The sequence below is a fragment of the Paenibacillus naphthalenovorans genome (assembly GCF_900099895.1).
GTDB lineage: Bacteria > Bacillota > Bacilli > Paenibacillales > NBRC-103111 > Paenibacillus_G > Paenibacillus_G naphthalenovorans.
The window spans coordinates 1-25,873 of the sequence record NZ_FNDY01000009.1; the positions used below are offsets into that span (position 1 = coordinate 1).

Annotated in this window: 27 protein-coding genes; 6 read left to right on the forward strand and 21 right to left on the reverse strand. The window is 49.5% G+C overall.

The features are described from left to right. The first annotated feature begins 147 nt into the window (after positions 1 to 147). Complete coding sequence (locus BLT35_RS10960) at positions 148 to 1,011, forward strand: LysR family transcriptional regulator (RefSeq protein WP_074727952.1); 864 nt, start codon at positions 148 to 150, stop codon at positions 1,009 to 1,011. Between the two features lie 5 nt (positions 1,012 to 1,016). Here BLT35_RS10960 and BLT35_RS10965 read toward each other — a convergent pair whose 3' ends face one another. The 12 genes from BLT35_RS10965 to BLT35_RS11020 all read right to left on the reverse strand — a co-directional run bounded on the left by BLT35_RS10965 (position 1,017) and on the right by BLT35_RS11020 (position 11,249). Beyond that, positions 1,017 to 1,541, reverse strand: a complete 525-nt coding sequence (locus BLT35_RS10965; RefSeq protein WP_054819277.1) for a gamma carbonic anhydrase family protein — start codon at positions 1,539 to 1,541, stop codon at positions 1,017 to 1,019. Positions 1,542 to 1,637: 96 nt separating this feature from the next. Continuing rightward, entirely contained in the window at positions 1,638 to 1,877 is a 240-nt protein-coding gene (locus BLT35_RS10970; RefSeq protein ID WP_054819276.1) for a DUF1450 domain-containing protein, read from the reverse strand. A 35-nt stretch (positions 1,878 to 1,912) separates the two neighbouring features. After that, the gene (locus tag BLT35_RS10975) at positions 1,913 to 2,899 is read right to left on the reverse strand and encodes a cupin domain-containing protein (RefSeq protein ID WP_074727954.1); all 987 of its coding nucleotides are present in this window, start codon (positions 2,897 to 2,899) and stop codon (positions 1,913 to 1,915) included. A gap of 130 nt (positions 2,900 to 3,029) precedes the next feature. Further along, positions 3,030 to 4,721, reverse strand: coding sequence for a dihydroxy-acid dehydratase (locus BLT35_RS10980; RefSeq protein ID WP_249929621.1), 1,692 nt, complete (start codon positions 4,719 to 4,721; stop codon positions 3,030 to 3,032). A 125-nt stretch (positions 4,722 to 4,846) separates the two neighbouring features. Then, positions 4,847 to 5,089 carry an HPr family phosphocarrier protein gene (locus tag BLT35_RS10985; RefSeq protein ID WP_054819275.1) on the reverse strand — a complete coding sequence of 81 codons (243 nt, stop codon included), beginning with the start codon at positions 5,087 to 5,089 and terminating at the stop codon, positions 4,847 to 4,849. Between the two features lie 46 nt (positions 5,090 to 5,135). Further along, on the reverse strand, positions 5,136 to 5,540 hold the full coding sequence (locus tag BLT35_RS10990; protein ID WP_062406535.1) for a VOC family protein: 405 nt from the start codon (positions 5,538 to 5,540) through the stop codon (positions 5,136 to 5,138). A gap of 48 nt (positions 5,541 to 5,588) precedes the next feature. Continuing rightward, a complete protein-coding gene (locus tag BLT35_RS10995; protein ID WP_062406532.1) occupies positions 5,589 to 6,215 on the reverse strand; it encodes a fumarylacetoacetate hydrolase family protein in 627 nt (208 codons plus the stop codon). 258 nt (positions 6,216 to 6,473) lie between these two features. Then, positions 6,474 to 7,085 carry a nitroreductase family protein gene (locus tag BLT35_RS11000; RefSeq protein ID WP_054819273.1) on the reverse strand — a complete coding sequence of 204 codons (612 nt, stop codon included), beginning with the start codon at positions 7,083 to 7,085 and terminating at the stop codon, positions 6,474 to 6,476. A gap of 134 nt (positions 7,086 to 7,219) precedes the next feature. Further along, positions 7,220 to 8,266 carry an ABC transporter substrate-binding protein gene (locus BLT35_RS11005; protein WP_083351273.1) on the reverse strand — a complete coding sequence of 349 codons (1,047 nt, stop codon included), beginning with the start codon at positions 8,264 to 8,266 and terminating at the stop codon, positions 7,220 to 7,222. Positions 8,267 to 8,292: 26 nt separating this feature from the next. Beyond that, entirely contained in the window at positions 8,293 to 8,634 is a 342-nt protein-coding gene (locus tag BLT35_RS11010) for a 4Fe-4S dicluster domain-containing protein (RefSeq protein ID WP_074727959.1), read from the reverse strand. After that, entirely contained in the window at positions 8,634 to 10,241 is a 1,608-nt protein-coding gene (locus tag BLT35_RS11015) for an FAD-dependent oxidoreductase (RefSeq protein ID WP_074727961.1), read from the reverse strand. The genes BLT35_RS11010 and BLT35_RS11015 overlap by 1 nt, the downstream gene beginning before the upstream one ends. Before the next feature lie 231 nt (positions 10,242 to 10,472). Further along, positions 10,473 to 11,249: an ABC transporter permease subunit gene (locus BLT35_RS11020; protein WP_062406519.1), complete on the reverse strand. Its 777-nt coding sequence runs from the start codon at positions 11,247 to 11,249 to the stop codon at positions 10,473 to 10,475. Positions 11,250 to 11,701: 452 nt separating this feature from the next. Between BLT35_RS11020 and BLT35_RS11025 the strand changes: the two genes are divergently transcribed. The 4 genes from BLT35_RS11025 (at position 11,702) to BLT35_RS11040 (ending at position 16,965) form a co-directional block, all read left to right on the forward strand. Next, positions 11,702 to 12,487 (forward strand): squalene/phytoene synthase family protein, encoded by a 786-nt coding sequence (locus tag BLT35_RS11025; protein WP_062410810.1) that lies wholly within the window; start codon positions 11,702 to 11,704, stop codon positions 12,485 to 12,487. Positions 12,488 to 13,065: 578 nt separating this feature from the next. After that, on the forward strand, positions 13,066 to 14,121 hold the full coding sequence (locus BLT35_RS11030; RefSeq protein WP_083351274.1) for an ABC transporter substrate-binding protein: 1,056 nt from the start codon (positions 13,066 to 13,068) through the stop codon (positions 14,119 to 14,121). A 19-nt stretch (positions 14,122 to 14,140) separates the two neighbouring features. Then, a complete protein-coding gene (locus BLT35_RS11035; RefSeq protein WP_074727965.1) occupies positions 14,141 to 15,892 on the forward strand; it encodes an ABC transporter permease in 1,752 nt (583 codons plus the stop codon). Next, positions 15,889 to 16,965 (forward strand): ABC transporter ATP-binding protein, encoded by a 1,077-nt coding sequence (locus tag BLT35_RS11040; RefSeq protein WP_074727967.1) that lies wholly within the window; start codon positions 15,889 to 15,891, stop codon positions 16,963 to 16,965. The genes BLT35_RS11035 and BLT35_RS11040 overlap by 4 nt, the downstream gene beginning before the upstream one ends. Here BLT35_RS11040 and BLT35_RS27535 read toward each other — a convergent pair. The 3 genes from BLT35_RS27535 to BLT35_RS11055 all read right to left on the reverse strand — a co-directional run bounded on the left by BLT35_RS27535 (position 16,912) and on the right by BLT35_RS11055 (position 18,223). Further along, positions 16,912 to 17,181, reverse strand: coding sequence for a hypothetical protein (locus tag BLT35_RS27535; protein ID WP_074727969.1), 270 nt, complete (start codon positions 17,179 to 17,181; stop codon positions 16,912 to 16,914). The genes BLT35_RS11040 and BLT35_RS27535 overlap by 54 nt on opposite strands. Positions 17,182 to 17,484: 303 nt before the next feature. Further along, positions 17,485 to 17,772, reverse strand: a complete 288-nt coding sequence (locus BLT35_RS11050; protein WP_062406510.1) for a barstar family protein — start codon at positions 17,770 to 17,772, stop codon at positions 17,485 to 17,487. Between the two features lie 16 nt (positions 17,773 to 17,788). Further along, positions 17,789 to 18,223, reverse strand: coding sequence for a ribonuclease domain-containing protein (locus BLT35_RS11055; protein WP_074728115.1), 435 nt, complete (start codon positions 18,221 to 18,223; stop codon positions 17,789 to 17,791). A gap of 176 nt (positions 18,224 to 18,399) precedes the next feature. Here BLT35_RS11055 and BLT35_RS11060 point away from each other — a divergent pair, with 176 nt between their 5' ends. After that, positions 18,400 to 18,663: a thioredoxin domain-containing protein gene (locus tag BLT35_RS11060; protein WP_074727972.1), complete on the forward strand. Its 264-nt coding sequence runs from the start codon at positions 18,400 to 18,402 to the stop codon at positions 18,661 to 18,663. A gap of 22 nt (positions 18,664 to 18,685) precedes the next feature. On the opposite strand, the gene qoxD is transcribed toward BLT35_RS11060, so the two are convergent. The 6 genes from qoxD to BLT35_RS11090 all read right to left on the reverse strand — a co-directional run bounded on the left by qoxD (position 18,686) and on the right by BLT35_RS11090 (position 25,653). Next, positions 18,686 to 18,988, reverse strand: a complete 303-nt coding sequence (qoxD, locus tag BLT35_RS11065; RefSeq protein WP_054819267.1) for a cytochrome aa3 quinol oxidase subunit IV — start codon at positions 18,986 to 18,988, stop codon at positions 18,686 to 18,688. Then, positions 18,989 to 19,594, reverse strand: a complete 606-nt coding sequence (gene qoxC / locus BLT35_RS11070) for a cytochrome aa3 quinol oxidase subunit III (protein ID WP_054819266.1) — start codon at positions 19,592 to 19,594, stop codon at positions 18,989 to 18,991. Further along, positions 19,584 to 21,560 (reverse strand): cytochrome aa3 quinol oxidase subunit I, encoded by a 1,977-nt coding sequence (gene qoxB, locus BLT35_RS11075; protein ID WP_062406504.1) that lies wholly within the window; start codon positions 21,558 to 21,560, stop codon positions 19,584 to 19,586. Before qoxB ends, qoxC begins: the two co-directional genes overlap by 11 nt. Continuing rightward, positions 21,550 to 22,593 carry a cytochrome aa3 quinol oxidase subunit II gene (gene qoxA, locus BLT35_RS11080; protein WP_062406501.1) on the reverse strand — a complete coding sequence of 348 codons (1,044 nt, stop codon included), beginning with the start codon at positions 22,591 to 22,593 and terminating at the stop codon, positions 21,550 to 21,552. Before qoxA ends, qoxB begins: the two co-directional genes overlap by 11 nt. Before the next feature lie 276 nt (positions 22,594 to 22,869). Beyond that, the gene (locus BLT35_RS11085; RefSeq protein WP_074727974.1) at positions 22,870 to 24,009 is read right to left on the reverse strand and encodes an AI-2E family transporter; all 1,140 of its coding nucleotides are present in this window, start codon (positions 24,007 to 24,009) and stop codon (positions 22,870 to 22,872) included. Positions 24,010 to 24,408: 399 nt separating this feature from the next. Then, positions 24,409 to 25,653 (reverse strand): MFS transporter, encoded by a 1,245-nt coding sequence (locus BLT35_RS11090; protein WP_074727976.1) that lies wholly within the window; start codon positions 25,651 to 25,653, stop codon positions 24,409 to 24,411. Positions 25,654 to 25,873 lie beyond the last annotated feature (220 nt).

Sequence of the window (25,873 nt, forward strand, 5' to 3'; positions counted from 1 at the left end):
TTGAATTGTTTTGGCCAGAGCATTATTTAATGCTTCTTTGGGTTACACCCAGACCAGAACTTTACCAGGTCTTACCACGAACTGCATAGGTCATGATTTTTATAAGAATCATTTGTTTTCTGCATCATTGGACAGGAGGGGATCTCCGTGGAGCTCCGGCAATTGCAATATTTTCTTACTGTAGCCGAAGAGCTGAATTTCAGTCGCGCGGCGGAACGTCTTCAAATCACGCAGCCACCCTTGAGCTTACAAATTCAACATTTGGAGAGGGAATTAGGCGTTCTGCTATTTTACCGAAATAATCGGCATGTGGAATTAACTGATGCCGGGAAAGTCTTTGCAGACGAGGTTCGCAAAATGCTGGACTACCTGCGGCGTGCCATAGAAAATACGAAACGTACCCATCACGGTGAAATCGGCAAGCTAACGGTTGGCTTTGTCGGTTCTGCCACTTACGACATTCTCCCCATGGTTCTGCGGGAGTTCCGCAGTCTGTACCCGGATGTCCAAGTGCATCTTCTTGAATTGCCGACACCTAAGCAAATCGAAGCGCTGCGAGAAGATGAAATCGATGTAGGGGTGTTAAGACCGCCCGTTCATGACGAAAACATACGTACCGAAATCGTTTCGTCCGTCCCCTGTGTGTTGGCCGTGCCAAAGCAGCATCCGCTGGTGAATAAAAAAGACATTTCACTTACCGATCTCGCCCCCTACCCCTTTGTCATGTTATCCAGAAAAACGTGGGCAGGTCTTTATGATGAAATTCTGGGTTTATGCAGCCCTACCATCCAGCAGGAAGCTTTTGAGTTTCAAACCGTGATCGGTTTAGTCGCAGCGGGTATGGGGATCGCCGTAGTTCCCCAATCGGCCATGAATTTGCATACTCAGGACGTGGAATACATTGATCTCAACAATCAATTTCCTGCAGCTTCCATGGGTGTGTCGTGGCGACGGAACGATCAATCCCCTTTGGTGAAGGCATTTATCAAGATCGCGATGGAAACGGGTTGAATTCTTTATTTTTGAATTTGAATATTTGCTGCCAGATATCTTCTGCTTTGGGCGGCATAGTGCTCGGCAGACGATCGCAATGACTTCCACTCCTGCTCCGTTAATTCCCGTACAACTTTACCCGGATTACCCATCACTAAGGTTCTTGGAGGGATGACTTTACCTTGCGTAATCAGGGTGTTTGCAGCGATCAAGACTTGTTCGCCGATCACCGCATGGTTCATAATCGTTGAACCCATGCCAATCAATGCGCCATCTTTAATCGTACATCCGTGCAGGATGACGTTGTGGCCAACAGTGACTTCATTACCCACGTTAAGGGGAACATTGGCGTCTACATGGAGAATGCTCCCGTCCTGAATATTGGACCTTTCTCCAATGACAATGGGGGCGTTGTCTCCCCTGATCACCGCATTAAACCATACGCTGGACTCTTTACCTATCTTGATATTCCCGATCAACTGCGCTCCAGGGGCAATATACACGGTTGAATCCAACTCGGGATGATGATTCTCCAACGGAAAAATCATAGGGTCCTCTCCCTCCTTATTTTAAAATTTGACTTCCTAAGCAGATTGATAAACGGCTTCAACCAAGTCAATACGATCAATGGAGGAAAACCCTTTTTACCGGGTTTCCCTCCGAGCCGTTTGGATAATTTTTTCCACCAAGGCTTTCGCATCATTGGCTTCAATGGTTGTTAATTGAATCCGGCAAAAGGGCTTCTCTCTGCATTGTAAACAACGTCTGAAGCAATCGACGACGGCAACGCTCACCTCATCCCGGTAATCCCGTTGAAGCATGTCTATGGCTTCGCCGCTCCCTGCCGATTTGATGTTCCGTTCACAAAACTTGGCCACCCTCATGCCCGCTGCTCCTGTCTGTTCCTGTTATAGAGGATTCACGGAAGGGGTTTCTCTTCCTCTTGATCGTAAAAGGTAAATTGGATATCCAGGGTGCGAAGGTAGGTTTGAAGACCGGCGTCCTGGATCGGGATGATATAGGCGGGCTCCCCGGATTCATTGTGATGGGAATGCCATAATCCCGGAGGCGTCACGAAAGCCTTTCCTGTTTCCCAATCCACACGAACGGGATCGATGATCTTGGCGGTAACGGGGTCAATCTTATCGCCGACCAGCGTATACGTCCCCGGGGCGGCATAAGCTACGAAGTCGAGAGCCACCGACTTATGACTGTGCGGAGCCTGATTGGCTCCCACGGGAACGATGCCAAACATGGCCCAAAGCACATGCGTAATCGTTAAAGTCTGGTCAAATTTCCGGTTGTTTAACAAAATGGAAATCCGGTTCTTTTCATGCGCGTCCGGTGCATCAGTCACTTCTTTCAATTTGGCATTGGCTTCTTCCGCCGTAAAGAGGACCGGCGTGAATCGCGGTTCCGTCGCTTTAGCCCCAAGATAATCGAGAAGCGGGGTATCGAGAATGTAATAGATCGTCGTATCTTCCGTCGCGGTATGCCGGCTGTTCGATCCGGAAGGAAGCGTCATGAAATCGCCTTTCTTCCAGCTGATCGTCTTCCCGTTTAACTCCGTTCTGCCGGCACCCGAAATCACATAGTATAATTCACTGGTTGCGTTGGGGTGTGTCGTGATGGAATCTCCAGCATTGATTCGAATGAAATGGGCGAGAAGCGACGGACTCGTTGCCGGATATTCCGTTCTCAATTCGCTGGAAAGATCCAGCTTAACGATACGGGTTGCGCCTGAGTTATGCAAGTCGGGAGGGAATTCTTTGACGGGTATCGGACTGATGATACCGCTTCCAATCGGGTCCGCCGCGGTACTATATTCATAGAACCGGGCATCCCCCGTCCAATTTTCATTCAAGGTACCGATGGATAAATTTCCTGGCTGTGCAGTTTTAGACATATACAAAACCTCCTGCCATTTTTTGATAATCCTATCGTACCTTTATTCAGAAAAATTGTACAATATATAATTTGTATCATGATGATATGCTTGCTGTATAACTCCGCAGCCGGAAGTCAGACGTTGTCCTTCAACCCCCTACCCTTTCCCTCGGAAAATGAAAGTCAAAATCGCAGCCTTGATCCGCTTGAAGAACATGCCGTCGATACAACCACTTATAACCCGTATCTGTAAATTGCGGCGGACTCCAGCTTTCTTTTCTCCTGGTCAGCTCTTCTTCTGAAACAAGCAGCTCGAGAGATCCTCTTTCCGCGTCCAGCTCGATCCAATCTCCATCCTTCACCAGCCCGATAGGCCCGCCTACCGCCGCTTCCGGTGCAATGTGGAGAACCACCGTGCCAAATGCCGTACCGCTCATTCTGCAATCCGACAGCCTCAGCATGTCTCTGACGCCTTGTTTGAGCAATTTCTGAGGGATAGGAAGCATCCCCGCCTCCGGCATACCCGGCGCCCCTACAGGACCGGCATGTTGAAGCACAAGGATGCTATCCGGAGTCACCTCTAAATCCGGATCATGGATGCGCTGTTCCATATCCTCGATGGATGTAAAGACGACAGCCTGACCCTTATGCTTCAGCAGCTTCTTGTCGATCACAGCCTTCGGCTTGATGATCGCTCCGTCGGGAGCCAGATTCCCCCGCAGCACGGCAATTCCGCCGTTAGGATGTAATGGCGCCTTCAAAGACTTGATAATATGACTATAGTGAGGCTTCGACTGTACATCCTTCAGATTGTCCTTAAGCGTTTTTCCGGTAACCGTCAATTCATCCAGATGCAAAAGAGGAGACAATTCTTTCAGGACTGCCGGAACCCCGCCGGCATAATAAAAATCCTGCATTTGATACTCGCCTGCCGGTCTTAAATTGGCGATAAACGGCGTGGTTTGACTCAACGCTTCAAAACGGTCCAATGTAAGTCCGATCCCCAGCCTTCTGGCGATCGCGATCAAATGAATAACGGCATTGGAAGATCCCCCGACAGCCATCAGGGTACGAATGGCATTATCGAAAGCTTTTTCCGTCATGATATCCGATGGCCGGATATGCTCTTGGACGAGCCGGACAATCGCCTTACCGGTTTCCTTGGCAAGTCTCATCCGCTCATGGACGGTGGCCGGGGCCGCCGCTCCACCCGGCAGCATCATTCCGAGCGCCTCGGAACAGGCCGCCATGGTGCTTGCCGATCCCATCACCATACAGTGTCCCGCTGTCGGAGCAAGCTGTGCATTGATTTCATTGATCTCTTCTTCACTGACGGTTCCGGCTTTATACTCCTGCCAAAAGAACCGGCAATCCGAGCAGGCGCCAAGCGTTTTTCCATTATACTCTCCATTGTTCATCGGACCGCCGGTAAACATAATGGCGGGCTTATTGGCACTGGCGGCTCCCATCAGCTGGGCGGGAGTCATTTTATCGCATCCGCCGATCAGCACTACTCCGTCAATAGGCTGAGCCGTGATCATCTCCTCGGTATCCATGGCCGCCAAGTTCCGATAAAGCATGGTCGTCGGACTCGTAAACATTTCTCCTATCGAAATCGTAGGGAACTCAAGCGGAATCCCCCCGGCCATAATGACACCTTGCTTTATTGCATCCACCATAGGCTGGATGTGACTGTGACACCGGTTAATCTCACTAAAGGTATTGCAAATGCCAATGACCGGTTTGTCAAAATCCTGTTCGTCATAACCCAGATGCCGCTGAAACGCCATTCGTATGAAATGACTGAAGCCGGAATCGCCATAAGATGTATTCGTTTTCACAAATGAATCCCTCCTCATGCAAACGAAAGTTTTATGATACGCGCCATGCCTTTATATCCTGAAAAGCCGGCCAGCAATATAAACTGGTCGGCTTCTATATCATTATTCATGGACTGATTATTTTATTATTCAACAAGCTTCACCCGCAGCCCATGTTCCCCAAGCACTTCAAGCATGGCGGCCTTCGCTTCTTCCTCATCCGGACCGTGGACATGAAGCTCATGTTCTCCGGAATCCGTAAGGGTGGTATACAATCCGAGAAGGCTTTTGGCATCGACAAATTTATTATTATACTTTAATACAATAGAAGATTTGAATTGATTTGCGGCTTGGACTATCCTAACAATAGTTTCTGTATGAGTCGCCATTACCGTTACCTCCCCAATAAAATGAAATTGATCAATCTTTCAAGACCTACCCTTCCACTCCCGTGCCTGTGTTCCGCTGAACAAATTGAAGCAGCTCACGATCCGGTCCGTAGAAGAAAATGGTCTTTCCCCCGTCTGGAGCAGGTTGAGGTTGTTCGCTGTTGAATTGAATGCCTTTTTGGCGGTAATAGTTCATCGCTTCTTCCATATTGTCCACCGTAAAAGCCAAATGATTGACGATTCCCTTAACGGAGTAATCCCCCTGCGGCTCGCGATCCTGAATCAACTCGATCTCAAAGCCCGGCTGATTTTCGTGATATAGGAAAGCCATTTCCCGTACAGGGTTTTGTCCTTTGAGCCGCAGCTTATATCCGAACATATCCCTGTAATACGCGATGGACCTTTCCAGATCGGTAACGATAATCGCTACATGCTCCGCTTTTTTTATCATGTTCTTTTTTCTCCTTATCAGGGTTTTGTGAATTGCTGCTCCAATGCTTTAAGACAGTTTAATCGTACAATCGCCGAGCGTTTGTTCTCCCCATAATAGAGCCAGCCGGTCGCCGTCGGAAACAGGCCCTACTCCCTCCGGGGTCCCGGTAAAAATAATATCCCCTTCACCAAGTCCAAAATGAAGCGCAGAATAATCGACGAGCGTCTGCAGATCAAAAATCATATTTTGAATATTGCCGACCTGAACCTGCTCCCCATTCTTCAAGAGAGCAAAATTGGTAGTTTTACACCCTTCTACACCCGGGAAAGCAATAAATTTAGTCAGCACCGCAGAATTGGGAAAGCCCTTGGCCAAGAGCCAAGGATAGCTTTTTTTCTTCAGCTCGTTTTGGACATCGCGCAAAGTAAAGTCGATGCCGACAGCCATGCCGTCCACAATATCGTCTACTTTGATGCCTTTTTCATAGGGTCTGCCTATCCGAATGACCAACTCGACTTCAAAATGAATGGATCCGCGATCCCCCGGCAGAATGACCTCCTGTCCCTTCGCTTCTGCGAGTGCGTGCGTAGGTTTGGAAAACAGAAAAGGGGCTGTGGGGACTTCATTTTGTAATTCCTTTGCATGTAAAGCGTAATTGCGTCCGACACAATAAATGTTTCGAATCGAGTTCATATCGATTACACCTCTTCATCCTTTATAACTTCATTTATGATGGCGGCATCAATACATTCATACCAATGCTTTGAAACAGATGAAAGCAATTGGAAACGATAGTTCAACATTATCACAGGGTTCATTCGTTGTAAACGCTTGATTTTCCTTGAAAAACCAAACACAAAAATCCCCTTCAGGCAACCGAATCGCATCGTTCTGGCCGATGTCCTTCTTGGATACCTCAAGGGGAATGAATCTACAGCGGATAGGAGCGGTTTATTTCACGAAACGGACGCGCGCTGTCAGCGGCTGGAATTCCTTATCTCCCGGTTCCGCCGTTTTCTTGCCGAAAGGCAGTTGTGCAATAAGATTCCATTGCTGCGGAATAGTCCATGTTTGTTTGACATCCCCGTCAATCAAGGGATTATAGTGCTGCAGACTGGCGCCGAGGCCTTCCGCATCCAGGGCGGTCCAGATCACGAATTGAAGCATACCTGATGACTGGTGAGACCAGAGCGGAAAGTTGTCTTTATAGGTTGGAAACTGATTTTGCAGCGAATCGATGACGGTCTGGTCCTCGAAGAAAAGGACGGTTCCATATCCGTTGCGGAACCCGTTGATCCGCTGCTCGGTTGCCGAGAAGTCTCCGGTCACGATTTTGCGCAGCGCTTCCTTCGTGATGTCCCAAAGCCTGTTATGATGGTCACCGAACAATACGACAACGCGGGCACTTTGGCTGTTGAACGCGGAGGGCGTATGTTTTACCGCTTCATTCACGATTTCCTGAATACGTACATCGGGTACGGGAGACGCTTTGCTAATGCCATAAATGCTCCGGCGATGTTGGACTGCCGTTAAAAATTCGTTCGCCTTGACTTCAAGGGCCATCGGTAAATTCCTCCTTGGTAGTTATCCTTCATAATCTGACCAAGCGCAGGCTTTACTATTCATCAAGATTTGGCAGTTCATCGTCACGCTGCAATGCTATTCCACCCCGCTAACCAAAGGAACGGAAGGCTTATTCAGGGCTTGTAAATCCAATCCTGAAGATCAAAATCCTTCTTGATAATCCCATTATCGAACAAATATTTTTTGGTGCCTTCAAGCAGCTTCAAGCCATCCTCGGGCAAATCCTCCACAGGCCATTCGCCAATGTCAAAGGAGGCTTTCACAACGTCGACCGGATAACCGGACGATTCGGCATAAAGCTGGTAAAACTCTTCGGCGTTCGACTGAACTTCTTTCGCCGCCCTTTGGCGAATCCCGTTCCACACTTTGACGAATTCAGGGTTTCTCGAAAGATAGTCCTCGCTGACAACACTGACGCTGGAACCGCGAAGATCCGGATGGTTCTTCGCTTCATCAATCGCTTTGTAGCCTTTGCTGATGACCAGCGGACCAAAGCCTGTCGGATAAGCATAGGCTTCAATATCGCCGCGGGCCAACGCCGCTTCGGCGTCCGCCGGAAGCAAATGAACGACCTTGATATCTTTATCCAGCCCTTTCTCAAGAAGCAGGCCTCTGACATAACGGCTCATATATGAACCGTCGGCGGTAGCGATTTTCTTGCCTTTCAGATCTTCCACGGTTTGAGGGCCATCCTTCTTGGCTACAAGCCAGGCATTCATGCCGGATTGACTAATATTAATCAGCTTGGTCTTCAGCCCGACGGAACGGGCATTAATCGCAGGCGTATCCCCATAAATGCCTACATCCAGTGCTCCAGAAGCAAGGGCTTCGTTCAGGTTCGGTCCGTTCGGAAATGATTTAATGGTAATCTCGGTCACACCGTGTTTTTTTAATTCCGATTCCAGATATCCTTTTTTCTGCGCCCAGCCTTCCACCCCGGTAATGGTTCCCTTGTTATTTGGAGAAATATAACCGATACGCAGCGTCGGTTCGAGCGAGGTCCCGGATTCCTTCGTTGAAGCTTGACCGGAGGTTCCGCCTGCCTCGGGCGCTTCCGGCGCTTTGGTGCCGGAAGTTCCGCATCCAACAAGGGCAAAAGCAAATACGGCAGTAAGAAGCAATGTAAAAGTCCATTGTTTACGGAATGGTTTCATTTTCATTTCGATAACCCCTTGTCTGTCTCTTTCTAATGGCTGTGCATACGTTTGAATAAAATATAAGATTCGTCTTCAGAAGCGGTGGATCTGGCTCCTTTATTCCAGCCCACGTTTTTACGATAGCTCCCCAACAAACCGCCATGGATCAGCTCCGATTCATTCAAATCGGCGTCCCGTTCCGCGAACGGCGCTACGTATAAAGCATCCGCGGGGCAGTACAATTCGCACATAAAGCAGCTTTGGCAATCGGATTTCCGTGCGATGACAGGGACGCCGTCCGGTTCGGTTGCCGGATCGAATACGTTCGTCGGGCAAACGGTTACGCACTGGTTGCAGTTGACGCAGCGGTCTTTATTCAGAATTTCGATCACTAGATCGCAGCCTCCTTTTTAGGGTATTGCGAATATTCGGATAATGGTTTGACCCACAGTTGGTCCAGGCCTCCACTGATCAAACGATAATGCTGATTGGGGTCGGAACCCGGATAATCCTCCCGCCGGTGCATTCCGCGCGTCTCGCGGCGAACGCTCGCGCTGGCAAACATCCAGCGGGCCGTTGCTGTCATCGCTGCCGCCTCCCTGATCCGGACGATATCGCCGCCGTCTGTTTGTACCCCGCGTTTCAATTCGTTCCAGACATGGTTGAGGCGCTGAAGTCCCTTCTCCAGGCCAGCTCCCGTTCTAAACCAATTACGGTCGTATGGAAACACTTCGTTCTGGACAGCCTGAATAATCTCTTGGGTATCCGCGGCTCCTTTTTGTCCCGTTGTAACGGTCACAACTCCTGTCCGTTCGGATACTCTTTGCGCATTGCGCCTGGAAGCGTGAATCCCCTGCTTCAGCGCATAGCGAGCCGCCCCCTCGCCCGACCAATATCCTGAAGACATAGCCCAAGCTGCATTATGGCTTCCGCCGCCGGTAAACCCTCCGCATATCAATTCACGCGTTGCCGCATCCCCGGCTGCATACAGTCCCGGCACTTTGGTCGCACAGGTTTCATCAACGACGTGAATCCCGCCCGTTCCGCGCACCGTTCCTTCGAATCTTAGCGAGACAGGAAACTTCTGTGTGAACGGATCAAGGCCAAGCCGGTCGAAGGAGAGAAAAAAGTTCGGCTGGGCCTTGCGCATCGTCCGCTTAAGCTCGTCATCCGCTTTATCCAGCCGCGCATAAACCGGCTGCGTGAGCAGTGTTCGCGCAATGACCGAACGGCCGCGCTGTGAACCTGCGCCTTCGATGACCCGGCCGTCTTCATAATAAAAGGTAGCCCAGGTATAGAAGGCTGACTTGGTCACCGGGGAGAACGCAGGGCACAAAGAGTAGGCCGTCGAGAACTCCATTCCTGAAAAATCGGCGCCCGCTTCACCAGCCATGAGGTACCCGTCCCCCGTCAGTACATTCGTACCCAGCGCCTTGCTCAGAAAAGCACAGCCGCCTGTAGCGATGATCACTGCCGCGGCGTCGACACGCCACGACTGCTTCGTCTGAATATGGGTTCCTACGGCTCCGGCAACGCCATGCTCATCGGCAAGAAGCTCTAACGCCGGGCTGTGATCGAGGATTCGCACCCCTGCCTTCTTCACCTGTTTTCTCATCAGCTTCATATATTCCGGCCCTTGAAGGCTATTGCGCTGGGAAACTCCCTTGTCATCGGTAGGGAACGGGTACCCCCAATCCGCAACTTGATTCATATTGATATACGTACGATCAAGCACCCGCTTCATCCAGCCTCGGTCGGCCAAATAGCCCCCCAGGGCTTCCCGGCTTTTCATCGCAGTCTCCTGCTCCTGAGGCGTCGGGTTCACATACCACACGCCTGTACCGGACGGGGCCGTAGCTCCGCTCGTTCCGCAGTACCCTTTGTCAACCAGTATGACCTTGGCTCCTTCTTTCGCTGCCGCAACCGCCGCCCATGTGCCGGCCGGTCCTCCGCCGATCACCAAAACATCAGCACTAAGATGGACATCATATCCGCTCATTGTAATCCCGCCTTTATTGTAATAAGATTTTTTATGTGAATAAAAAAGCCCGCAGTGAACTTCCAGCTCCCCTGGTTCTTTCAATTACAGCCGGTCTAACATCCGTTATTCCAAATGAGCGAACCTGCCGCTATCCGGCGGAGCAGGCGGATCTTGGCCTCCATGACCACGCTCTGGCGATCGGCACAACACGGCCCATTTCTTTCATGACCATCGCTTCTTCCTCCTGTTCTACGCTTTATTCGCGAAGTTATGGTGCCACTGAAGCAGCCGCCGTTCGAGAAACTTGGTTACAAGATCAGAGCATTTGCCCAGCAGTGCATATAAGATGACACACAAGACGACGACATCCATCCGCATGAACTCGCGGGCATGGGAGGCCATGTAGCCAATGCCGGAATCGGCGGCTATCGTCTCTGCAACAATCAGCGTGATCCACATGATGCCTAGAGAAAACCGCACGCCAAGCAAAATATGGGAGAGAGCCCCCGGCAGGATGACATGGGTGAACAAGGAGACTCCTTTTAAGCCGTAAACGCGTCCCATTTCGATTAACCCCGGATCTACGGAACGAATACCGTGAAAGGTGTTCAGGTAGATCGGAAAGGCGACGCCCAGGGATACAAGAAACAGCTTTGACGTTTCACCAATTCCAAACCAAAGAATGACCAAAGGAATAAGAGCCAAATGCGGAATGGTGCGGAGCATCTGGACGGTTGTATCGATAAACCGTTCCGCCACCGGAAACAGCCCGTTCAACAAACCGATAAGGAAAGCAATGCTTCCGCCGATGATAAATCCCAGAAAAGCCCTCTGGGTGCTGGAACCTACATATTCCAGCAGCGTTCCGTCCAGCACGACCTCGATCAGCGCCTCCACTACCTCAAGCGGAGTCGGAAGGATGCGCTGTGAAAGAAATCCTGTGACGCCGAGCACTTGCCATACGGCCAATATAAGAACCGGCAGTACCCAGGGCTGCCAGGCGGTTGTGAACTTGCGTTCTGTCATATTCCATCCTCTCCTGGTTTAAAATCGTGTTGATAAAAACAAAGCGACTTCCTACCTTTTTAGTAACAACCTAAAAAGGTGAAGTCGCCTCTGTGTCGGGTGGACTTACTGATGTTGTCATATAATAAACAATTCTTATTGACTAACTCGGATTAATATGTTGACACTAATATATCACCCCGCTCACAGACAGTCAATATTTTTTTTACAGCAGCGGAATCCATCCGCTTCAATGCGGTACCGAAACCCTTTTAACACCTTACCGACGCCCTGCAGCCCGCCTTTATTTTCGATTCAGCAGATGGCTTGTTTCAGAATTCGTCAAAAAGTAGTAATATAGAACTTGGCAAGCATGACTTAGGAATGGATGAACAGGTTCAGACTAAGGAAAAGAGACTAGATTTTTTGGAGGGTAGTTCGTGAACAAGACGAATGATTTAATGACTGATGCCATGGAGATGCTGGCGGCAACCAGCCGGACCTTTTACATACCGATCAGCGGTTTGGTTCCCGGTTTAAAGGAAGCGGTAGCCTCTGCTTATTTATGTATGCGGGCGATTGATGAGATCGAAGACCATCCGGAGATGGCCCCTGATGTGAAAATCAAGCTGCTGCTCGGGATAAGCAAACACCTGCATGAGCCTACCGAGCTGGAGTCTCTTTTCTCTCCATATCGTCATACTTTAGATGATGTTACTCTGCGTATTAGCGATTGGGTAAGTCTGTGCCCGCCTTCTATTGCGCCGCGCGTCCTGCAAGGTACGGCGACCATGTCGGAGCAAATGGCCGAGTGGGTGGGCAGAGATTGGAATATACGAACGGAAGAGGATTTGGATTACTACACATACTGCGTGGCCGGAGCGGTTGGGGAACTTCTTTCCGACCTGTGGATGTGGTATGACGGTACCGAAACGGATCGCGCCAAATCGGTAGCCTTCGGCCGCGGCCTTCAGGCTGTAAATATTCTTCGCAACCGTATTGAGGATTCCACCAGAGGCGTGAACTTTTTCCCCGATCATTGGGGCATGGATGAAATGTTCGTCTATACCAAGCGCAATCTGAAACTGGCCGATGAGTATATCGCAGATATTCAGCCCGGCCCGATTCTCAATTTTTGCAGTATTCCGCTGGCACTAGCCCATGCTACCGTCCAGGCTCTGAGCGCCGGTGAAAGCAAGCTGAACCGGGCCGCAGTATTGGAAATCGTAAGCAGGCTGACCGGAGGAGCAAAAGCCTAGAGACTCATTCATATCGGAGAACGGAAGAGCGCGGGCCCGATGCCCGCACCCGCCATATGATGCTCCGGATGATATTTCCCGGTCAATATTCCCCTTAGGAAATTAACAGATAGAAAGCCATAAGATGGGATGCGGAATCCGAGCTGACACGCGGGTCATCGGATTCCTGAATTTCCCCGGCAACGCTGCGTTCCGAATGTCGAACCGCACAGCCGCGGCCCATCTTTGGGAAACCGCCACCTGTCTCTTTTCCCTCTTATAATAAACGAGCAAGCTATGCCGTAAGGCCCACACAGAACCTCCGGACAAGTTCCCCCGGGACGTCCGCCACCGACGGATTGCCTCCGCTAATTATTCAACCGCTGTACAAAAACTTGAACGATGACCTCTCCAGCTGTACACCTGCGTAAACACCAATAACTCCCATAAATTGTTGAAGATGATGGCTTCACGATCAATTCCGCCCCTTGTCTCTTTAAATCTTTTTTATTTCAAGTTAACAATGTTATACATCTCCGTTAACAGCCTTCTGACAAATGCTATTTATAATATATAAAAAAAGTGTGGGAGAGAGTCAGATGAAAAAAGGATTCTTGATCATGAGTTTGGCGGCATTACTGATCTCCGGCGGCTGCGGCACAAGCGGACAGCCTTCCTCTGCGCAAGGAGCGCAAGCCACTCCGCAAACAGAGCCGGTTCCGGAAGCAACCAACCCGGTTTCCGGAAAGCTGTCGTTCTATACTTCCCAGCCGGAAGGCGATGTGACCAAGCTGATTGCCGAATTCAACAAGAAATACCCTGATGTTCAAGTCACAAGCTTCCGGTCCGGAACGGAAGAAGTGACCGCCAAAATTGCGGCGGAAAACCAAGCCGGAAAAGTGCAGGCGGACGTACTTTTGCTGGCCGATTCCGTAACCTTCGAAGGCTTAAAGAAGCAGGATCTGCTGTTATTCTACAAATCGCCGGAATTATCTAAAATTCCAAAGGATTTTACAGATCCGGATGGAATGTATTCCGGCACGAAGGTCATGGCCACCGTGCTTGCGATCAATACACAAAAGGCAGCAACCCCGCCGACCTCTTGGAAAGCGCTGGCTGCCGCCGAGACCAGGGATGCCGGCATCATGCCAAGTCCGCTCTATTCCGGCGCCGCCGCATATAATGTGGGCGTCTTTACCCGCACCGAAGGATTCGGATGGGATTATTTCAAAGGCTTGAAAGCAAACAACATTGCCGTTGTCAAAGGGAATGGAGCCGTTCTGAACGCCGTAGCGAGCGGTGAAAAATCGTACGGCATGGTCGTTGATTATCTTGTAGCCCGCGAGAAGGCCAAGGGTGCTCCCGTCGATTTGATCTACCCCGCGGAAGGTGTACCTGTGATTACCGAACCGATCGGAATTATGAAACAAACGGCAAACGAAAAGGCGGCCAAAGCTTTCGTCGATTTCGTTCTGTCCGAGGAAGGCCAAAAATTAGCCTCCGATATCGGATACACGCCGATTCGCGAAGGCATTCCGGCGCCGCAAGGATTAAAGAGCATCTCCGAACTTAAAGTCATCTCCTCGGATATTTCCCAATTGACCAACGACCGCGACTCGGATAAAAAACAGTTTACAGAATTGTTCGGACAATAAGAAGCGGAGATTATCCATCATGATCGATTCGAAAAACGTTCAGCTGGCAAGGGAGGAAATCGGGGAACCCTCCCCCCTCCTCTCTTCCTTCCTTTCACTTACTAAACGAGCGGCTGTTCTGCTGGCCATTCTTTCTCTTCTCGTGTTCTTTATCGTGCCTATAGCAAAATTAATAGGGTTAAGCGCGCAGAGCAGCACCGGTTTTTCGCTGGAACATTATGCGGATATTTTACGGCAGGAACGGTTATGGAAGACGTTGAAGGATACGTTTATTATCGTAGCAGGTTCCTCTTCGGTATCTATGCTGTTAGGCGTCCTAGCCGCATGGGTGATGGCTTACACCGACCTAAGACATAAAAAAGCACTGCATATGGCAATGATGCTTTCCTTTATACTTCCTTCCTACGTGTTGACGTTATCCTGGTCTTCCTTCATGGGCACCCAGGGGATCGCCGCACATGTACTGCAATGGTTTAACCCCAATGCCAAGCCATGGAGCATGTACAGCTACGGCGGAATTATTTTCGTCATGGGCATTCATCATTTTCCCCTGGTTTATCTTTTGACCGTTGACGTGCTGAAGAAAATTCCCCGTGATTTGGAGTGGGCGACAAGGGCCGGCGGCGCGGGAAAGCTAAAGACATTTTGTCTGATCACGCTTCCCTTGGCCTTACCCGGATTGACGGCGGGAGGACTGCTTGTATTCTTATCCTCTTTGGACAATTTCGGAATCCCGGCTTTTCTCGGCATTCCGAAAAACATATCCGTATTAAGCACGCTGATTTATGAGGAAATCGTCGGCTTTGGCCCCTCCGCCTTTGCAAGAGGAGCGGTATTATCCGTTATGCTGGGAATGATCGCCGTCATTGTCACCCTTCTGCAATGGCTTGCCGTCAGAAAAATCAAAACGGCGGATACCGTTATGATCGATAACCATCCGCGCTACTCGCTTGGAAAGCACCGGACATGGATAACTGCCGCCGTTTGGGCTTTTCTCGCCATGATAACGGTTGTCCCATTGGTTTCCATGGTCGCCACTTCCTTGAAAAAAGCATACGGGCTTCCTTTTCATCCGGCCAATTTGACGCTCTCCAACTACAGATACATTCTGTTTGAAAATCCAAAAGTATGGCAATCGATTCAAAACAGCCTGATGCTTTCCGTAACAACACTGGCCGTCTGCCTGGTGCTCGGCTCTCTGCTTGCTTATGCCCGGGTGCGCAAGCCTTCATGGATAACCAAATCGGCAGAGTTGGCGGTCGCCGTACCTTACACACTGCCCGGAATTGTATTTGGTTTAGCCATGATTTTTGCCTGGATGGAGCCGATTCCCGGATGGAATCCCGGCATTTACGGCTCGATCCGCATTTTGTTTATCGCTTATGTGTGCCGTTTTCTCATTTTGCAGGTGAGGGCGGGGATCGCTTCCTTTATGCAAATCGATGTTTCGATGGAAGAAGCGGCCCGCATTTTTGGCGCCGGTTTCTGGAAAAAATGGACTTCCATCCTGCTGCCGCTTCTGCTTCCGGGACTGCTTAGCGGCGCGTTTCTTGTCTTTTTGACGGCTTTTACCGAGCTTACCGTGTCTGCATTGTTATGGTCGACAGGCTCTCAAACCATCGGGGTGACCATATTCAGCTTTGAGCAGGCCGGCGATACGCTGTACTCAACCGCCCTGTCCAGCTTGATTGTCATCATGATCATTGTGGGAATGGCGGTTCTGCACACGCTGAACAAGCGTCAATCCAAAAAAGGAGTTCAGCAGCCATGAGCATTCAATTCATCGAAGTCAGCAAAGCGTTCGGCAGCTTTCAGGCCCTGAAATCTTTAAATTTAACGATAGACAAAGGCGAATTCCTCGCGATTCTGGGCCCTTCCGGCTGCGGGAAGACGACACTCCTGCGGCTGCTCGCAGGCTTTGAACAGCCTTCGACCGGAGAAATCTACATGAATCAGACACTCGTGGCAAAGCCGGGCTACAGCCTGCCACCGGAAAAAAGAAGAATCGGGATGGTTTTTCAAGCCTTTGCCCTGTGGCCGCACATGAACGTGGCGGAGCACGTCCGTTTTCCCATCCGTCATCACAAGGAGACACCATCCCATATCCGGAAAAATGAGCAGCACCGGATCGCCAGCGTCCTGCAAATGGTCGGCTTGCCGGAGCACGGTTCACGTATGCCGCATGAGCTGTCCGGAGGCCAAAAGCAGCGGGTCGCTATCGCAAGAGCCATTGCCGCAGAACCCTCGATTTTGTTGATGGACGAACCGCTCAGCAGTCTGGATGCGATGCTTCGCATGGATATGCGCCGTGAAATCCAGTCCGTCCACAGACAAACCGGAACGGCTGTCGTGTATGTAACGCACGACCAAGGCGAGGCCTTGGCGATGGCGGACCGGATTGTCGTCATGAAGGACGGGAATATCGAACAAGTCGGGACGCCGCAAGATATTTATCTGCGGCCGCAAACGGAATTTGTCGCCAAATTCGTATCCAAAGCCAATCTCATCCGAGGCCGGTGGCATAACGATACGTTCGTACCGGCAGGCTCCGACGGTACCGTGCAATGGAGCGGCAGCCGTGTGGCAAGCTATTTTAAATCGCGCGGTCTATATCCGGCAAGACCGGATCAATTGCTGCTGGGCCCGCCCAATCAGACAAGTATTCAGGGCAAGGTGATGAACGTGCAGTTTCAGGGCAGGGAATTTATTTATCATATTCGTTGCGAGGACGGACAATGGGAAATTTGCTCTCCGCTTCACTTTCAGTTGAACGACAAGGTGTCCATTCAATTAGCGGCCGGCGAACAGCATTTGAAATATAACCATATCGGGGTGTTTGCGTGACGAAAAGGCGAAGTTAATTTGTTCGCTGCAAGATGGGATGCCGTTAGTTCGTCCGGGCGATTCAAAAAATACGTTCTGGTCTTCGCGAGAGGAAGGGGCGACTTGTGCCGGCGAAGAACTCGGCGCTTCGGCATACCCTTGCGGCTTCACCGCTGCTCTTTGCCGGAAGCTCTCTTGCGAGATCTTCGGCTGTCTGTGCTCTTCGCGCGAACGCATCGGTTTCCTCTCTCCTTTCCCGCGACTACCCAAGTCTACAGCGTCAGCCCTTGGCGGCTTTGGATTTTGCCTTGGTGTGGAGGCTCATCCGACTAACACTGCCTCAAATTGGGCTCGTGTACCTTGGCCCGTGCTTTTGCCTCCGGCATCCTTCAGATTCCGCCTCGCGGCGGACGCCCTTGCCCTTGGCTAACGGTAGGCGCTCGCCAGCCCCCGTTCGGGACTCTCACCCTAAAGATGACGCCCATGCCATGCTGGGCGTACACAGCAATAAACTGGAGGCCGATGTCCTCCGGTTTATCATCATGGCGCACTATTTTCGACGACTTCCAAGTAAAAGCCATCCACCTCTTGTTCCGCTTCTCTTAGAAGATCAAGCAATTGATCCGCGTATTCACCCAGATGACGTCTGCTGGCTTCTGGATCTATCCATCGGATCGTCAAGGGGAGCCGTACCCATCCCGTCAGGCAATCCCACAAAGCGTCCAGATTGCTGCCATAGGTGTCGGGCAGCTGCAGTTCTTTTTTTAGAAAGTCGTGTAATTGCTGCCGTTCCTTTATGTGACTTCCTTCTAACTGTACCGTATGCACATGCGTCCTCCCCTTGTTATTTTATCCGGGTAAACGTTCGATAATGATCTGTAGTCTTATAGATGAGCCCATCGTTGGAAAAGACGATCCGGTCGCTGCCGCGGGCTCCCTTTTTATAATTGATATCGGCCTCATACCATATTCTCCCGTTCTTCTTGGGAAGCAAGCCTTCGCGGTTTTGAAATACATCGCCGCCTATGCTTTTGCCGGGCGCGACTTCCGCCAGATTGCCCTTTTGCGGATCCCATCCTAATTTTCTGGCTTCATTCTTGGTAATAAAATTATCCGGAAGCTTACCGTGCTTCGAGATGTATTCCGCAACCTCATCGAAACCGGTTAGTGCTGCAGTTTGCCCCGCCTGATCTTCACGGTCAACTGCAGGTGCACAGCCGCTCAAACCTATGAATAATGAAACGATGAGCACTGTGCAAAGCCATTTCCATAACTTCATCACTTTCCTGCTTTCCCCCAAACTGATTTGATCTTCATTAATAATGTGGCATATTTTGATCATAAAAACAATTTGTGTTTCAAAGATGTCACATCATCATTAAGGATCGCAAAGTCAAAAATAATATTTGACAAAATTGTGAACAGGCGTAGAATGGAAATAAAGGAGTGAAGATCATGAACGAACCTCAACCGAAAGCGATGAAATTCACCAACACCGTTTCGGCCGCATCCGCCATTTTAGGGCTTATCGTTATTATTATGAGCTTCTTTGTAAGCGGTATCCAAACGGAATATCTTTTATTCAGCGGCATAGGCGTTATCGTCTCGTCTGTATTCGTGTATCTTTTCGGCTTAGTTCTGGGTCTGATGGAGAATGCGGCCCACGAAAGCAGCCGGAGCCTTTCCACCTCGAAAAAAAGGGCTACCCCAAGTCTTTAAGACGGGGCGCCCTCTTTTCTTGTTAATGGATATGGTCTCCAAACGACATGACCCATATGGTCCCGAGTACAATGATAATGGCCATGAAAATACCATAAAAAATATTAATGAGCTGCGATTTTCGATCCTCACCCTCATTGACATGCATGAACATGAATAATTGAAGTCCGGCTTGGATTACCGCCAAAGTGCCGATAATCCACATAATGGTATGAAACGGCAAGGATGTTTTTAAGGCCACGCCGGCTGCGGCAAAGGTGAGCACCAAGGATAATATAAATCCAAAGACATGCCCCAAGGGAAAGCCTTTCGCTTTGTTATCCATTTAAGCCACCATCCCTTTTAAATACACGAATGTAAAGATAAAGATCCAGACGACATCCAGAAAATGCCAGTACAAACCGATAATAAATGTTTTTCGAGCCGTTACCGGAGTCAAGCCTCTTTGCAGAAGCTGAATAATGATCATGATCCCCCAGCCGATCCCCAAGGTCACGTGCGCACCGTGAGTTCCGAGCAGAACGAAAAAGCTGGACAGGAAGGCGCTCGTTTGCATGGTGGCGCCCAAATGAACGTAGTGGATGAATTCGTTCACTTCCATATAGAGAAACCCGATCCCCAGCAGGAAAGTAACTGCCAGCCAACCGATCAAGCCTTTGAGATGATTTCGGCGCATTTCGAAGATAGCTAAACCGCAGGTAAAGCTGCTGGTCAACAGCAATAGGGTTTGAATCATGACTTCTTTGATCATAATAATGTCCTGATGGGTCGGACCCCCTGCATACCGTTCGTAAAGCACGCCGTACACACCGAAAAGCGTCGAGAACAAGACGATCTCAGCCCCGAGGAAAATCCAGAATCCGAGAACATTCATCCGGTTTTGTGCGGTTTGATATTCCAAAGGCTGCGTTGTGTTGACATTAGCCGACATACCGGTTCACCTCTCCTTCCCTGTTTCTCCAAGCCTGCTCCGTCATTTCAATTTCTTCCTTATGCACGTGATAACCGTCGTCGTAGTCGAAAGAGCGGACGATCATTCCGACAATAATGCCTACAGCCGCAACTGCCGCCGCCATGTGCCATTCGAATACCAGAAAGAATCCGGTAATGCCGAACACCACGCACATGATAAACGGAAGTCCCGTATTGCTGGGCATATGAATCTCTTCAATATCCTCTTTTTTAAGTGTCAGGCCTACGTTGTTCTTTTTCATATGCCAGAAGGCATCCTGTGTCGTTACTTCCGGAAGCTTGGTGAAATTATAATGCTGAACCGGCGAAGCGGTAGCCCACTCCAGCGTTCTCGCATCCCACGGGTCACTGGATACGTTGCGGTCCGCATAGCGAATACTCCAGTAAATGTTATAACAAAAGACGGCAAAACCTATCGCCAGGATCACGGAGCCGATCGCCGACACCAGGAACAGCGGAGCGAAGCCCGATTCCGCCGAGTAAGTGTAAGCCCGTCTTACCGCACCGTCCAAACCAAGGAAGAACATCGGAAAGAACGTAATATTGAAGCCGATGACAAACAGCCAGAAGTGCCATTTGCCGATTTTTTCATTCAGCATGTGACCGAACATTTTGGGCCACCAGTAGTATAGGCCGGCAAATACGGCAAATACTACACCTGGAATCAGAACGTAATGGAAATGCGCGACCAGAAAAAGCGTATTATGATACTGATAGTCGGCCGCACCCATGCCCAGCATCACGCCTGTGACCCCGCCGATCACAAAGCAGGGCACAAAAGCCAGCGCCCACAGCATCGCGGTCGTCATTTTGATGCGGCCTTTGCGCATCGTAAACAACCAGTTAAACATTTTGACGCCTGTCGGAACGGCAATCAGCATCGTCGTAATCGAGAAGAACGAGTTGACCAACGCTCCCGCGCCCATGGTGTAAAAGTGGTGCACCCACACGACCATACTGAGAATGGCAATCCCCAGAATGGAAAATACCATCGATTTATAGCCATAAAGCGTTTTGCGGGAGAAGGTCGCAATGACTTCGGAGAAGATTCCGAACGCCGGGAGTATGACAATATATACTTCCGGGTGAGCCCAAAGCCAGAACAGGTTCGCCCACAGCATATCCAGACCGCCGCCGGATAAGGTAAAGAAATGGGTGCCGTACAACCGGTCGAACGTCATCAGGGCAAGCGCCACCGTAAAGATCGGAAAGGCAGCCACAATGATCACGGATGTGATTAATGTCGTCCAGGTGAACATCGGCATTTTCATTAAAGTCATGCCTTTGGTTCTCATTTTGAGAATGGTGACGATAAAATTGATCCCTGTCATCAGCGTGCCGATCCCTGCGATCTGCAGAGCAATGGCATAATAGTTGTTGCCTATGCCGGGACTGAATTCTTTACCCGCAAGGGGGAAGTAGGAAGTCCATCCCGCATCGGGAGATCCGCCGATTACAAACGAGATGTTAAACAGCATCGCACCGCTGAAGAACAGCCAGAAGCTCCAGGCGTTCAATTGCGGGAAAGCCACATCCCTCGCTCCGATTTGCAGAGGAATAATGACGTTCATCAATCCGATCAGGAACGGCATCGCCATGAACAGAATCATAATCACGCCGTGCGTCGTAAAAATTTCGTTGTAATGCTGAGCGTTCAAAAACTGCAATTCCGGCCTGGACGTTTGCGCCTTCATTAACAAGCCGTCCATGCCTCCGCGGAAAAACATCAGAACAGCGGAGATGATATACATAATTCCGATCCGTTTATGGTCGACGGTGGTCAGCCATTCCTTCCACAGCCATCTCCACCTTTTGAGATAAGTCAGTGTTGCGACAATCCCGATTATGGTCAAAAGAATGGCAATCTGAGAACCTAGAATTAACGGATCCCCCGTTATAAAAAACTCATCCCATTTAATGCCCATGATGCCCACCTCCGTCGGTGTTACTCTGTTCTTTCTGCTCTACAGGACTGGTTTCTTTGTTCCCGGGATTACCTTTGTTCCCGGTGTTATCTATGTTCCCTGCGTTCCCTTTGCCTTTGTTCTGATAATTATCTTCTTCCTCAAACACTTTGCCCTGATAACCGTGATACCTGTACAGCTCAGGATGGGTGTACGTCAAGGAATCGGGCTCCGCATGGTTAACCCATTCCAGATGCGTATTGGAAAAAGTCAATCGTCCCAAATGAGTCGGTCTCAACAGCTCTTCATATTTTTCTTCCGTCAGCTTCGGAGCGGTATTGGCGACATCCTTTACCCATTGGTCAAAATCCTCTTGGGTTTGAGCCAACACCTCAAATTCCATATCCGCATATCCCCGGCCGTTGAAGTTGGTGTTCCGGCCTAAATACGAACCGGGATGATCCGCGACAAGATACAATTGCGTCTGCATTTTGCCCATCGTATATTTTTGTCCGCCTAAAGCCGGAACCCAGAAAGACTGCATGGTGCTGGCCGACGTTAATTTAAACAAAATAGGCGTATCCTCCGGTATATTGACATAGTTGACGGTCTCGATCCCCTGCTCCGGATAGCTGAAGATCCATTTCCAATCCGCCGAAGTGACATGAATCGTAATCGGCTTTTTTTCCTCATAGCCCTTGGGGACTTCCTCCAAATCATACAGCGTTGTTACCGTAGGGATCGTCAAGGCGACAACGATGAGGATCGGAATCGCGGTCCAAATGACCTCCAGCAGCGTACTGCCGTGCTCCTCCGGCGGCTCATAATCTTTATTTTCAGGCCTCTCGCGATATTTCCACACAATATAACCGAACAGCCCGAACACGACAACAACGACAAGCAGCATCCAAATCAATGACCAGTTAATCAGCTCCATAATGCTTCTGGCCACAGGTCCCTGGGGTTGAAAAACAACCAGATTCGGTTCGCAGCCGCTTAGCAGCACAACCAAAATGATTGCCAGTGGAGAAAATAGCAGCTTGCGGTAATTCATGGTGGCTCATCTCCTTTCAGAAACAGAGATTGCGAAAAATTTCACAATCTGTTCAAAATCTTTGTGATTCATTTCACTTGATAACTAGATCATAGCACGGCTTTTTCAAGGAAAGTGTTACAGATCGGTTAAAACTGTGACAAATCCGGGAATTCACTTGTTTCATAAAAATTCTGAAGGGAGCCAAACCGATCGAGAAAATGCCGTGTTCATGCGGATCGCCAAAACGGCAAAAAGACATCCTCTCAGGGATGCCTTTATTCTCAAATAGCCATATTAATCTACAGGTGTATATAACCCGGATCGTTCCTTCATCCATTCGAACAAGTGAGAAACAATGACTTTCAATACGGCATAGCCGGGAACGGCCAAGATCACGCCAAGCACTCCGAATAAGTTGCCTGCCGTTAAAATAACAAAAATGATCGTAATCGGATGAATCTGCAGCGTTTTGCCCATAATTTGCGGCGAGATGAATTTGCCTTCAATTAACTGAACAATGGTCCAGATCACGATCATTTTCAGCAGCATGACCGGTGAAGTCACCGTGGCCACGATCAGAGCCGGTGTGATGGCAATCGCCGGACCCAAATAAGGTACGATACTCGTACAGGCCGCTACGATCGCCAGGACAAGGGAATATTCCAAACCGATAATGCGGTAGCCCACGTATAATAAGAAGCCGATGCAGCAGCTGACGATGATCTGTCCCCGGATATAAGAACTGATCTGATTATTCATCTCGATCATCACCCGGTGCGTTTCATCGCGAAGCGCTGTAGGTATGAAGCCCAAAATATATTGTGGGAGCTTTCGTCCGTCCTTCAGCAGATAAAACAATATAAACGGTACGATAATGACAGCCAGAATGGTTTCCGTTACAGCCCCCACAAAGCTTCCGATACTCGCTCCCGCACGATTCACAATTGCGGAAACTCTGGATGACAGGCCGTTCATCCAGTCGGTTGAGCTCGTACCCAGCGTTTGCTGAAGCTGATTGAAAATCGGACTGCCTATGAGCTGCCTGAACCTGGTTTCGAACTCTTTGCTGTATCTGGGGATGTTATCCATCAGCCCGAGTACTTGTTCGCGGATAAGCGGTACAACCGTCACCAGGAGCAGGGTAATCCCACAAATAATGACCAGATACAGAAGGAAGATCGCATAAACCCGTTTGATCCTCTTTCTCTCCATCCAATTGACAATAGGATTGAGTAAATAAAAGGCGATTCCTGTGAGGAGAAGCGGAAGCAGCACGGTCTTGACCAGCACAACGAGAGGCGCGAATACGTAAGGGATTTTGTTTAGTACCAAAATGTTTAAGCCGATCAAAAGCAAGATCATTAAAAACAAGACGAATTTATTATTTAGAAAGAAACGTCTAAACGTATTCGTCCTATAACGCGGATCCCCCATGCGGTTTAATCCTCCTGACTATTCGGCAATGGTTAACTGCGGCATTCACTTTCTACATAGAATAACTTTTATTTGAGGAAAGAACAAGCGACAATTCACAAGAGCCGGAAAGCAGCATGAAATGTGCATAACTTCCATTGTGGATATGTTAGTATGTTTCAAAAAACGAACCACAGCCTCTATAGATAAGATGTTAATTTTGTGGATAAGCCTGTGGATAATGCAGCTTAAAACCCGTTATTTCTCCATAAAACAAACAGACCGCCCCAAAAGGGACGGCCTCGACAGCTATCATTTTAGACCAATGGGTTTATATGCTCACGACCGGGCCTGATCCGATGATTCCATCGGCTGCCGGATCAATCGAGCGGTTTGGTTGGGCATTTGGGCATCGCCTGATTACCCCGACTTCCTCTCGATTTTCCATTTCCATTTATCGAGGGTCATCGCGGAACCCGACATGGAAGGAACCATATGAAAGCGAACGGCCAGCATAGTCCCGAACACAATCAAAATCATGCCCGTCGCGACAAAAATCCAATGAATATTAACGAACATCCCCATGCCGCCTCCAAGCAGCGGTCCGATCATCGATCCCAATTGATTCGCGCTCTGGGTAAAACCGAACGACCTTCCACGAAAGTCCGGGTCCGTACTGCGAACAGCAAGAGTATTGACCGAAGGCACCACCGCAGCGATAAATAAGCCGAACAGGAACTGAATAACCGTAAAAAGCCATAACTGCTGGACGAAATATTGCAGGCAGACGACCCCGCCTCCGATAATCAAGCCCAGATGCAGCACCGTCCGGTAGCCGTATTTCTCTCCAACCTTCCCCCAATACGGTGAAGCGATAATACCTGCAATCCCAATAAGAGAAAAAATAATGCCGGAGGTCAGTACGGTGCCTTGCAAGTTGCCTTGAAGATCGGCAATATGAAGCGCCAGCATAGGCTGGATCATATTGATGCATAACTGAAAAACGACAAGCACGGACAACAATTGAAGAAATGTGCGGTTGCGCACAGCCATTCTGAAGCTGTCGGCCAGTTTGACACTTTCACCGGGAGCCGCTTTGCCTGTTTCCTTTATCCAGATGAGCACCGCTACCGTTGCGAGGAAGATGATGGAGGCGGAAACGACAAATGACATCCGCATTCCAAACCAGTTGGCAAGCAGCCCGCCGAACAAGGGACCGATAATCCCTCCCGTCATCGTTCCCGCCTGCATCAAACCAAGAGAGAAGCCCATCTTGTTCTCCGGAACGCTTGAAGCTACGATAGCCATGGAAGCCGGGACGAACCCTCCCACAAAACCGTGTAATAAACGGGCTCCCATAAGCTCCCATGGATTGGTTACGAGCGCGAACAGCGCATAAACGATTGCAAGAGAGAAGCCTGCCCGTATGACCATTCGCCGTTTTCCGTATTTATCCGCCATGGAGCCCCAGAACGGAGCCATGACCGCACCTACCAGGAACGATGATGAATAGATCACACCGGCCCACAAATGAACATTGCCCTGCTCCACACCCAAATCAAACAGAAACAAAGGCAGGAACGGCACCGCCATCGTATAGCTGGAACTGCAAAAAAGCACTCCTATCCACAAAATGATTAACGTTCGTTTCCATGATTCCAACATACTTCACTTCCGATTTTATAAATTGATGGACTATAATGCAAAACCCAAACCAACAGATCCAGCGATGGTTTTTGGAACTGGATCAGTATATTCCCCTCTATATTTCTATATCTTTTCAAAAGAAATTGCGTTTCTATAGTTTATGCTAACTCGAACTGTAAAAAGAAGCCATGGATATCCTTACTATGAATCATGGACAATATTACTTTTTGTAGGTAAA